Raw genomic sequence first — 11,985 nt, 5'->3', positions numbered from 1 at the left:
ATATTAAAGGATAGTGAGGAATGAGAAATGAGTATAAAAGATAAAAGTGAAGTAATAATATGGCATGAATGTGATGGAGAGGCAGATTTAACAGCAAATTTGCTAGAAGATGTAGCTAGAGAACTAAGTGAAATAACAAACGTAAATTATAAAATAGAAATCATGAATATAGTGGAGTATATAGAAGCTCTTACAAACATTCATAAAACAAAAAAAGGTCCACATTTAGCACTGATACCATCAGATTTAACAGCATTTGCAGAGCAAGGATTATTTTCTGATGTGCCAGAAGCATTACTTCAAGGTTATGTGAACAAGAAGACATGTGAAACAATGAGTTATAAGGGTAAGCAATATGGTGTACCTATAATAGGAGGTAACAATGCAGTTGTTTATTATAACAAAGAATTAGTAAAAGATGTTCCGATGGATTTTGAAGATTTAAAGAGAATGAAAGGAAATTTAAAAAAAGAAGGAATTGTTCCAATAGCTGTTGATCTGGAAACACCTTATTGGTTTATACCATTTTTTTCGGCTTTTGGTGGATGGCCAATTAAAGATGAAAATCTAGATTTAGATCATGAAGCATTAAAAGAAACATTTTCATTTTTAAGAGAAGCAATACATGAAGGTGTAATTGTTCATTATAAGGCGACAGATGCTATGCTAAAAAATTTCATTGATGGGAAAATAGCATGTATTTTAAATGGAGAATGGGTATATAGTTATTTATCTAAAAAATGTGAAGATAAATTAGGAGTATGCTTAATGCCTACTATAGAAGGTAAACAAACAAAAGTAGCTACATCTACAGTAGGATGGGTATTTCCTTGTAAATCATTAGAATCTGAATATAAGAAACCTATAATGGAGTTTGTTAATTACATGATAAGTGATGAATGCCAATTAAGATTATTTAACGAAGTTCATAGGTTGCCTGTTAGTAAAAAAATAATTAAAGAAGTTGAAGAAAATGCATCTGAAAATATAAAAGGTATTTTGAAACAACTTAATTTTAGTGAAGGTATCCCAGTAGACTTAAAAATGAGAGATATATGGGATGATATAGAGCTGGGATTGAGCATGGTAAAAGATGATTCAATTTCAATTGAAGATATAGTTAAAGCTGTTCTTCATCAAAATTAGTTAAAATAATAATCAGAAGTATTTTAAAAAAATTAGTAACTAATAAATATGTTTAATATTCAGCGAATAGTAGGGGAGGGTTAGATATATGAAAGTAACACTTTTTAGTCAAGTATCAATAGATGGAAAATTAACATTAGGATCAGGAAATTCTAGCAAGGATTTGTTTAACCTTTTAGATAATGATGATAAAAGATTTATTCATGGGTTTAGAGGAAAAGTCAATGGGATAATGGTTGGTAAGAAAACTATAGATATAGATAATCCATTTTTGACTAATAGATATGAAGAAAGTAAAAGTCCGGTAAGAATAGTGCCAACAAGTACAATGGATTTAGATTTATCTTCAAATATTTTTACTGATAGTGAAAAGACAATAGTAGTAACAATTGAAGAACAAAAAAATAACCCAAAAGCGGACTTAATAAGGGGTTTAGGGAAAGTATGCGTATTTTTTGGAGAAGACAAGGTTGACTTTAAGAAATTCTTTGAGTACTTAGAAAAAGAATTTAATATATCAAGTATAATGCTTGAAGGTGGTGGATATTTAAATTGGACACTTTTTGAACAAGATCTAATAGATGAAATAATACTTATGCAATTACCAGTAATAATAGGTGGTTACAATAACACTTCACTTGTAGATGGTGATGGATTCAAAGACTTAGAGGATATAAAGAAATTTAAACTTATAGAATGTAAACCAAGAAAAAACTATAATTTATTGAGATTTGAAAGATAAAGAATAGTAGTAGAGTCTTACAGTTTAATTATATGTTAATTTTCAACATAGTAGTTGAGGGGATTGATAAATGATGAATAGACAAGAGATTAAAGCAGTTATTTTTGATATGGATGGAGTTCTTGTTGATAGTGAACCTGTGTATTTTGAAATAGAAAGATATTTATTTTCATACTTTAATGTAAATGTATCTAAAGAGCAACATCAAGCCTTTGTTGGGACTAGTATAGAAGATATGTGGGAAAAGATTATAAAAGATAATAACTTAAAGGAGAACAAAGAGGTGATAGTAGATTATCATAAAAATTATGTTATAAAACATATGGAGATGTTGAGTAAACTATCATTAACAAAAAATGTAAAAGAACTTTTGGAGGATCTAAAAAGAAAAGGCATAAAAATTGGATTAGCTTCATCATCGACAAAACAGTTAATAGATATAATTTTAAATAAGTTAAATATAAGAGATTTTTTCCAAGCTATTGTTAGTGGAGATGAGGTTAAAGAAAGTAAACCTAATCCAGAAATATTTATAAAAGCAGCGCAATTTTTAAATGTGTCACCAAATGAATGTGTTGTAATCGAAGACTCATCAAATGGAGTAAAGGCAGCTAAAGCTGCAGGGATGAAGTGTATTGGTTTTTTAAATCCTCATTCAGGTAATCAGAATTTAAAAAATTCAGATATGATAATAAGTGAATTTTCTAGCATAAATTCATATTTAGACATTTAAATATATATTTGTATTTTTGTACTTATATTCAAAAGTATTAGAGAGAAGGTAGTAACAATGACTTTAGAAATAGACGATAAATTTAAAGAAGAGTGTGGAGTTTTTGGAGTTATAGATTTCAGTAAAGAATTCAATTGCAGTGAGTTAACTTATTATGGGCTATATGCACTACAACATAGAGGTCAGCAAAGTTGTGGAATAGCTGTATATCTAGAAGATAAGATAAAATATTTCAAAGAGGTAGGCATTGTAAATGAAGTATTTAATGAAGATTTACTTAATGAGTTGAAAGGCAGTTTATCTATAGGCCATGTTAGATATGCAACGAGTGGGCAAAATTTAAGTATAAATGCTCAACCTTTTATAATTGCTAATGAAGAAAAAAAATTTGCAATTGCTCATAATGGGCATATTTTAAATATAAACAATTTAAAAATTCAGTTAACTAAGTATAAATTAAAGACATCAACAGACTCAGAAATATTAGGATATATGATATTAAGGGAGCATGAAAGGGGCATATCAATAGAGAACAGTATATTAAATATAATGGATAATGTAAAAGGAGCATATTCATTGGTTATAATGGCGAAAGATAAACTTATAGGAGCAAGAGATCCTTTAGGTATGAGACCTCTTTGTATTGGTAAATTAAATAATTCATATATCATAGCATCAGAAAGTTGTGCTTTAGATTCTATAGGAGCAGAATTTATAAGAGATGTAGAACCAGGAGAAGTGGTTACTATAGATAAAGATGGGATAAAAAGTATAAAAAAGCCAGCAAAAAAGGAGAAAAAGCTCTGTATATTTGAATTTGTCTATTTTGCAAGAGAAGATAGTAAAATAGATCGCATAAGCGTTTATAAAGCAAGAGAAAACATGGGAAAAGAACTAGCAAAATTATTTAAAATAGATGCAGATCTAGTTATAGGGGTACCTGATTCTGGAATACCAGCAGCACTTTCTTATGCTAAGGAAAGTGGTATTCCATATGGACAAGGCTTTGTAAAAAATAAATATACAGGAAGAACCTTTATACAATCTACTCAAAGTGAAAGAGTAATGTCTGTTAGAATTAAGTTAAGCCCAATACAAGAAAATGTAAAAGGAAAAAGATTGATATTAATAGATGATTCATTAGTTAGAGGGACAACATTAAAAGGTATAGTTAAACAATTAAAAGAAGCTGGAGCAAAAGAAGTACATGTTATAGTTGCAGCACCGCCTATAAAGTTTTCATGTTTTTATGGAGTAGCAACATCAAATAACAAAGAATTAATAGCTTCTAATAAATCTATAGATGATATAAAAAAATATTTATCAGCAGATTCGCTAAATTTCATTAGTATTGAAAGTTTATTAAAATCTGTTGAAAAACAGAATGATAAATGTGGATTTTGTACAGCGTGTTTTGATGGAGAGTATCCGCATTTAGAAGAAGTGCAAATTGATTTAAATCCGAAAATTGGGTAATTTTTAAATTCTTATAATAGTAAGTAGTGCAATATGCACTACTTACAAATAAAGTGAAAATGAGGAGAAATTATGATTGAAAAAATTTTTAAAAAAAATAAATATTTAAGCACTATGTTAGCAATAGCAATACCAGTTTCTATTCAAAGCTTATTTCAAGCTTCTTTAAGTATTATTGATCAAATTATGGTAGGACAACTAGGACAAGATGCAATTGCAGCTGTAGGACTAGGATCAAGATTTCCAAATATTTTTATAGTAACTTTAAATGCTATTGGTGCTTCAACTTCCATTATGATATCCCAATATTGGGGAAAAAAAGATAAAGAAAATATAGCACGTTCCTTTGGTGGAAATTTATTTTTTGGGCTTGCTATAACTTTAATATTTTCTTTGTTTTCATTTGTATTTACAACTCAAGTATTAACTTGTTATACAAATGATCCTAAAATAATTGAGCTAGGAAGTGAATACCTTAAGATTACTGCAGTTGGGTATATACCAGTACTTCTAATCACTATGTATTCATCAGTTTTAAGAAGTACAGATCATGTTAAATTACCTATGTTTGCAGGAATATTTGGAATAGTGATGAATACTTTACTAAATTATATTCTTATATTTGGTAAATTTGGATTTCCTAAAATGGGGATACAAGGTGCAGCTTATGCTACCACTATAACTAGATTTTTAGAAGTTTTGGTTCTTTTGGGATGTATCTATTTAAAGAAATATCCAGGAGCATTTAAAATAAAACAAATTTCTGATTTATCATTTGATTTTTTAAAGAAAATTATGATAATAACTACTCCAATATTAATAAATGAGTTCTTTTGGGCCTTAGGTGAAACAATGTACTCTACTGTATATGGAAGAATAGGTACAGCACAAGTTGCGGCAATGACATTAACATTTCCAATACAAAGCTTCAGCATTGGATTATTTTCAGGAGTCAGTGTTGCAGCAGGAATTATGATAGGAAATAAGCTTGGTAAAGATGAAAATGATGAAGCATTTAAGTATTCACGAAAGTTTGTTCATTTAGGTATTGTTGGTTCAGCAATATTTGGAGTTTTATTAATTTCAATATCTAAGTTATATGTAATTTTATTTAATGTATCTAATGATTTAAAGGATTATACAATAAAGTTAATAATTGTGTTTGCATTAGTATTATGGATTAAGGTTTCAAATATGATAATAGGTGGTGGGATCTTAAGAAGTGGTGGACAAACTAAGTATACATTATATTTGGATATGTTTGGAACATGGGGAATAGGAGTTCCAATAGGATTTATCTCAGCATTTATCTTCAAACTTCCTATTGAATGGGTTTATTTGCTAATTTCTAGTGAGGAGCTTATTAGATTAATTATTGGACTAAAATTAATGTATTCAAAAAAATGGATGGCAAATATTACTGAAAAAGATGTAACTAAATCAGCAAAACCATCTATTACGGAATGTTAATATTAAAGTTAAATTTTTAATAAAGTTTCATCATGTTCGTATTTAGATTTAAGTGAGATGTTCAAGTTTTAAATGTAGGATTTTTATTTTGCAGAATATGTAAGTGATATTGTCAAAACATAGAGCATGAAAAAGAAATGAGGGATATTAAAATGCGAACTAAATTAAAAATTAGCGAGAATTACAATCATACCATTTATGCTTCATTTATTGGTTATATTGTACAGGCAATTATCAACAATTTTGCACCGCTGTTATTTTTAACTTTTCAGAAAGAGTATAATGTATCATTCGACAAGATTGCCTTACTTATTACATTTAATTTTGGAATTCAGTTGCTGGTGGATTTGTTATCTGCAAGGTTTGTTGATAAAATTGGATACCGGATATCCATTGTGAGTGCACATATCTTTGCTGCTACTGGGCTGATTGCACTCTCGATTTTGCCGACACTTTTCTCTAATCCTTTTGTTGGTTTGCTTATAGCAGTTATGCTGTATGCAGTTGGAGGTGGTCTCACTGAGGTACTGGTCAGTCCAATTGTGGAAGCGTGTCCAACTGAGCAAAAAGAAGCAGTGATGAGTCTGTTACATTCTTTTTACTGCTGGGGACAGGCGGGCGTTATTCTATTATCTACTGTTTTTTTTATTGTAGTTGGCATTTCGAACTGGAGAATACTTTCCGTTATCTTGGCCATAGTTCCATTGTTGAATGGGATTTACTATACTATTGTACCTATTCATACATTAGATAAAGAAGAAGGTCTAAGTATTAAGCAACTTATGAAGAAAAATATTTTCTGGGGTATGATTATTTTGATGATATGTGCAGGAGCATGTGAACAATCCATTAGTCAGTGGGCATCTGCTTTTGCAGAAGCTGGACTTGGTGTGTCTAAAACAATAGGTGATTTGGCAGGACCATGTACATTTGCTATTCTTATGGGAAGTGCCAGGGTATTTTATGCAAAATTCAGCAATAAAATAGAATTGCAGAAATTTATGATGCTAAGTGGAGGCTTATGTTTTATAAGTTATTTAATGGTTTCTCTTTCACCATCTCCAATATGGGGATTAATTGGATGTGCTCTAAGTGGGTTGTCAGTAGGTATTATGTGGCCAGGAGTATTTAGTATATCGTTTGCCAGAATTAAAGGGGGAGGAACAGCAATGTTCGCCTTGCTTGCTTTAGCAGGAGATCTGGGATGCTCGGCAGGACCAAGCTTTGTTGGATTTGTTTCGGAAAGCCTGAATAATGACTTGAAAAAAGGGATTTTGGCAGCAGCTATTTTTCCTGTAATACTCATTGGAGGATTATTATTCTGTAGAAAAACAGGGAGCTGATGTAAAAGTAATTAAATAAATTTTATTAATAGAGAAGCACAATCTGAGTTGAACTGTCCTATGTATACTTGATAGAGGAAGTTCAGTTGGATTGGTGCTTTTTCTCTTTGCCATAAAGTTCTATATGAATACTAGGAAAATACAACCTCATTATTAATTTATAAAGTTTATTATGATGAAAATAAGTGTAAAAGATATAACTCTTATAACAGCAATATGGAAAATGATGTAATATATATTGCGATTAAAGTTTAATAAATAAGAAATAGTAAAGAAAATAGCAAACTTTATCTTTAAGTTTGCTATTTTATATTTCTTAAATCAAGTCATCTAAGCCATTAACTGTAGTTTGTTCATCCTCATTAATAGGAATAACTATGCATTTTTGGCCATCAATTATTTGAGATTTTATTTGAGGTATTTTTTCAGGTTTTACTTGAAGTATAACATCATAATCAGTAGTAGTATTATTATCCTCTGAATTTATATCTTCAACTTTCTCTAAGTTAGTTTCTAAAGTTTCTTCTGAATCAGTTTCAGAAACTTCTTCTAAAATCATATTATCATTAGTACCTTCTAAACTATCATCATTATTTGCTGGATTATCATAATTACTTTCTGTAGATAGAAGAGCTTCATTATCTACAGCAGCCTCTTGTTTAACTTGATCAAGTTTAGTCTGAAGTATTTCTACTTGTTTCTCAAGGCGTTCTTCCTTTTTTCTTTGTTCACTTGCTTTAAGTGCTTTTGCATCAATTAAATTTTCTACTAGAGGAAGGTCATCACCAAAGGTTTCTACATAGGATTTTTCAATCTTACTAGTAATTTCTTCAGTAACTCCACTATCTATTAAAAGGTTTTGTATATCATTCTTAGTTAAAGTTATAGGTTCACAATCTGTATCATCATATATACAATTGTATTCTTCTATCATAGTATTTAGATTTTCTTGCACTTCCATAAAAATTTTATCAGCCTTCTTTTCATCAGCACTAAAAGAATCTTTAATAATTGATTGGAATGTTTCTTTCTGTATAGTAGCAGTTTGTTTTGAATAACAACCTAAAGCATTTTCCATTAATTCAGGATGTGTATCCTTTGCATTTTTTGTGTAATACATAATAGAGTTAACATCTGAACTTCTATCAATAAAAGCAGGAAACACAAAGCCATTAGTTGGAGCATCAACCACCCAATCTCTAATACGTGCTTTTATTTTGTTTTCTTCTTCAAAGTATCTAAGACCAGGCTCTGAAAGTGAAACGGGACATATTGCACACAAAACATATTCATATACTTCTTCAGATTCATCTATCTTTGCATTATCTTTAGTTTTAGTAATAACATCATAAGCGTCATGAAAAACAAGTATTAAAAAGTTACCAGTATAATCGTAATTATCTATAATTGATTCATAAAAATCATCAAGAAGAGCATCATCCTTTAATTGACTGTTTTTAAGCTGCATAAGAGAAATTTGTCTTTCATTTATAAGATCTTCATTAATTGGAAAGTTAAGCTCTAAAATATTATTTCCAATAGTTCCAGACAGTACTTTTTTAGCAATTTCTAAGTATTTAAAGTATTCATCCTCATCTAAATTAAGAAATGTTTCTCTAAATTTTAAAATAATATGTTTTTCTCCATTAACATAGCAACCACACATTTTAGTGAAGGTACAATGATCTTTTTTTAAGCGTCTTTTTAACTCAAGTATATCTTTTTTTCTCATATATAAACTCCTCAATCTAGTCTTTTTTTATTTGTAGGTATTAATTATAATCAAACTAATTGTAATATTCATTTCAATTATTAAGTTTCTGAAAGTCAAATCAAAGATTTGTACACTTACTTAAGTATAATATTTTTTTTACATTAATTAAAGGTTTAATTAGGGGAACTTAAAGCAGATGGGATACAAACAATAATCATTAGATCTTCTTTTAATAATTATGCATATAAAGAGAAAGGAATAATAAAATTTGATAGGTAACTTTTATTGTTCATTAAATTTGGTATATTATATAAATAGCTTTCTTTAGAAAGTATTGGGAAAAATATTTCTATTATTAATTATTATTGATAATGGAATAGTAATATGGAAGAATAGAAGTATACCTAATTGGTTAAATAATACATTTATGTGGAAATGAAAGGGATGGAGAATTAAAATGAAAAAGATAAAAATAGTTTTAATTATTATGTTATTCATTAGTATAGGAGTACTAGCATTCTATTTCATTCCAATGAGGATAACGCCAAAGGTTCCTTTAACAAGTGAAGATATTAGTATAAAAGTTGAAAGAGCTTCAGGAAATACAGGACCAGTTTTTAAAGTAGGTGAGGATAAAGCTAAACTTAAAAAGATATTAAAGGAAAAGTATCCAGATAAAGATATAGATCCACATTATATTGAATTAAAAGGAAACTTACCATATGGAGTGGTAAATGATCCAGTATTATTGGGAAATTACGTAGTTCATGGTAAAATTGTTTCACCAGATGGCGGTGAAGAAAAAAGTACAATAATTGATGTTAAATATTCAGATGCAAAGATTGCAAGATTTTTTAGAGATGATTTACCAAAGAGTGAAAATGAAATATTATATGTATTTGTTGCATTAGTAATTGTATTTATATCAGTAATACAATTACTCTTAATTAGTATTACAAAAAGAGCGAGTAAAAATTATAGGTAAATAATATGCCAACCTTTACAACTTTTTAGGAGTTAACGGAGCTGGGAAAACTTCAATTATATGGTTTTATTTATTATAATGAAAATAACAGTATAATAAATAAATATATCCTAAAATAAAGTTGATAAAATATACATTTTTATATATAATGTTTAATAGATAGATTTCAAATAAAGAGAGGTATTTTTGTGAGTGTTTAGTATCTAAAATAGTAACTTAATATTAATTCTAAAAAATTAAGGTGTAAAAGACCTTTATTTGTTATGGAATTAATCACTATTTGAAGATACGAGTCCACGAAACTACTTTGGGGGTATTACCCTTACTTATGTTGCGATTTAAGCTGTGGAGTATCCATAGCTTTTTTTATTTTATAATAAATTCAAAATGAAGTCTGTCTATGTTTCGTTGACTTGAATAAAGTTAAGGAAGGAATTTACAAATGGATAATACAACATTAGAAAAATTGCATTATAATCAATTAAAGGAAATAGTTAAAGGATATTGTGCTAGTGGCTTAGGGAAATCAATAATAGATAAATTAGAACCAAGTACTAATATAAAGGTAGTAAATAGAAGATTGGATGAAACCTCTGAGGGAAGAACACTTTTAGATGCTTCATACAATATACCTTTTGATGGAATATTTAATGTAAGTCCACTTATAGATAAAATGGAGAAGGGTGCCTCATTAGATCCAGAGGATTTAAGTATGATGGCAAACTTTTTAAGAGGTTGCAGAAAGCTTAAAGTATTTATGAAGGATAAAGAAGGTTATGCCCCTACTTTAAGTTTATATAGCAATAATATAACAGATTTAAGCTATATAGAAGAGGAAATAAATATATCAATAGTAGGAAATAGAATAGATTCCAATGCTTCAAAGGAGCTTAAAAAAATAAGAAGGCACATTGATATATGTGAAGGGAAAATAAAAGAGAGACTTGAAAGATTCTTAAAAAATTCTGAAAATAAACAATATATACAAGAGTTTTTTATAAGTCAAAGAAATGGCAGATATACTATTCCTATAAAAGCTGCCTTTAAAAATCAAGTTGAAGGTGCAATTATTGAAACATCATTAAAGGGTAATACCGTATTTATAGAGCCAAATGTAGTAGGTAAATACACTTCTGAACTAGCAATTTTAAAAGCTGAAGAGTCTATAGAGGAATATAAAATATTAGCTACTTTAACAGAAATGTTATATGAAAAAATAAAAGAAATTAAAATTAATGTTGAGGTAATATCAGAGTATGATATGATTTGGGCAAAAGCAAAGTATAGTAAAGATATAGACGGTATAAAGCCTAAGATAAATGAGCATGGTTATATAAAAGTAGTTAAAGGAAGCTATCCTTTAATTAAAAATGGAGTACCATTAGATTTTGAAATAGGAAAGAATTATAGATCATTAATTATAACAGGGCCAAATGCAGGAGGAAAAACAGTAGTATTAAAAACTTTGGGAATGTTAACTCTTGCAACACAATCAGGCTTTCATATAAAAGCTAAAGAAGGTACAGAAATCTCTATATTTAATAAGATATTTGTAGATATAGGTGATAATCAAAGTGTAGAAAATGCTTTAAGCACTTTTTCATCTCATGTAAAAAACTTAGCTTATATAATAAAAGAAAGCAATAAATCAACATTATTATTATTTGATGAAATTGGTAGTGGAACAGAGCCAAATGAGGGAGCAGCTTTAGCAATAGCTATCTTAGAGGAATTGTATCATAAGGGATGCATAACAGTAGCAACAACTCACTATGGAGAAATTAAAAACTTTTCAGAGCAACATCCAGACTTTGAAAATGCAGCAATGGAGTTTAAAAAGGAAACCTTAGAACCTTTATATAAGCTTAATATAGGAAAGACAGGAGATAGTAATGCTCTTTATATATCAAAGAAAATGGGGATTTTAGATAATATAATTGAAAAAACTAGAAGATATATAGAAAGTAAGAACTATAATTATGAACTAATAAAGGATAGCAAAGTTAATAAGAAAAAGGAAGTTGAAGAGGAAAGCGTAGAATATTATGAATTTGCTGTAGGAGATAAGGTTCTTTGGCTAGATAAGAATGAAAGTGCCATTGTTTATAAAGAAAAGGATAAGTATAATAATGTAATTATTTTATTTAACAAAGAGTTTGTTGAGGTAAATTATAAGAGATTAAAGTTAGAAATTAAAGCCTCAGAACTATATCCAGAGGGATATGACTTAAATCAATTATTTGTTGCTTATAAGCAAAGAAAACTTAATAAGGACATAGAGAGAGGGTCTAAGAAGGCTTTAAGGGAAATTAAAAAAGGTCACTTCAAATAATTAAAGCAAACAATATAATAAGTAGATTGAGAATGTGAAGCTAA

At 28.8% G+C, this 11,985-nt stretch carries 9 protein-coding genes; 8 read left to right on the top strand and 1 reads right to left on the bottom strand.

Translation table 11 applies throughout. The features are described 5' to 3' along the window. Positions 1-27: 27 nt before the first annotated feature. From ACYUEX_RS06955 to ACYUEX_RS06930, 6 genes are all read left to right on the top strand, one after another. Positions 28-1,146, top strand: a complete 1,119-nt coding sequence (locus tag ACYUEX_RS06955; RefSeq protein WP_460287249.1) for a sugar ABC transporter substrate-binding protein — start codon at positions 28-30, stop codon at positions 1,144-1,146. An 88-nt stretch (positions 1,147-1,234) separates the two neighbouring features. Further along, the gene (locus tag ACYUEX_RS06950) at positions 1,235-1,888 is read left to right on the top strand and encodes a dihydrofolate reductase family protein (RefSeq protein ID WP_460287248.1); all 654 of its coding nucleotides are present in this window, start codon (positions 1,235-1,237) and stop codon (positions 1,886-1,888) included. A 70-nt stretch (positions 1,889-1,958) separates the two neighbouring features. Next, positions 1,959-2,621, top strand: coding sequence for an HAD family hydrolase (locus ACYUEX_RS06945; RefSeq protein ID WP_460287247.1), 663 nt, complete (start codon positions 1,959-1,961; stop codon positions 2,619-2,621). A 57-nt stretch (positions 2,622-2,678) separates the two neighbouring features. Then, a complete protein-coding gene (purF, locus tag ACYUEX_RS06940) occupies positions 2,679-4,097 on the top strand; it encodes an amidophosphoribosyltransferase (RefSeq protein WP_460287245.1) in 1,419 nt (472 codons plus the stop codon). A 72-nt stretch (positions 4,098-4,169) separates the two neighbouring features. Continuing rightward, positions 4,170-5,567, top strand: a complete 1,398-nt coding sequence (locus ACYUEX_RS06935; protein WP_460287244.1) for an MATE family efflux transporter — start codon at positions 4,170-4,172, stop codon at positions 5,565-5,567. Between the two features lie 137 nt (positions 5,568-5,704). Continuing rightward, positions 5,705-6,910 (top strand): MFS transporter, encoded by a 1,206-nt coding sequence (locus ACYUEX_RS06930; RefSeq protein ID WP_460287242.1) that lies wholly within the window; start codon positions 5,705-5,707, stop codon positions 6,908-6,910. Between the two features lie 316 nt (positions 6,911-7,226). On the opposite strand, the gene ACYUEX_RS06925 is transcribed toward ACYUEX_RS06930, so the two are convergent. Then, positions 7,227-8,642, bottom strand: coding sequence for a DUF4317 domain-containing protein (locus ACYUEX_RS06925; RefSeq protein WP_460287241.1), 1,416 nt, complete (start codon positions 8,640-8,642; stop codon positions 7,227-7,229). 439 nt (positions 8,643-9,081) lie between these two features. On the opposite strand from ACYUEX_RS06925, the gene ACYUEX_RS06920 reads away from it, so the two are divergent. Further along, positions 9,082-9,609, top strand: coding sequence for a hypothetical protein (locus ACYUEX_RS06920; RefSeq protein WP_460287240.1), 528 nt, complete (start codon positions 9,082-9,084; stop codon positions 9,607-9,609). A gap of 442 nt (positions 9,610-10,051) precedes the next feature. After that, on the top strand, positions 10,052-11,941 hold the full coding sequence (locus tag ACYUEX_RS06915; protein ID WP_460287239.1) for an endonuclease MutS2: 1,890 nt from the start codon (positions 10,052-10,054) through the stop codon (positions 11,939-11,941). Positions 11,942-11,985: the final 44 nt, after the last annotated feature.

The organism is Clostridium sp. CTA-7 (assembly GCF_054768095.1).
This window is presented reverse-complemented; position numbering and strand designations above follow the sequence as displayed.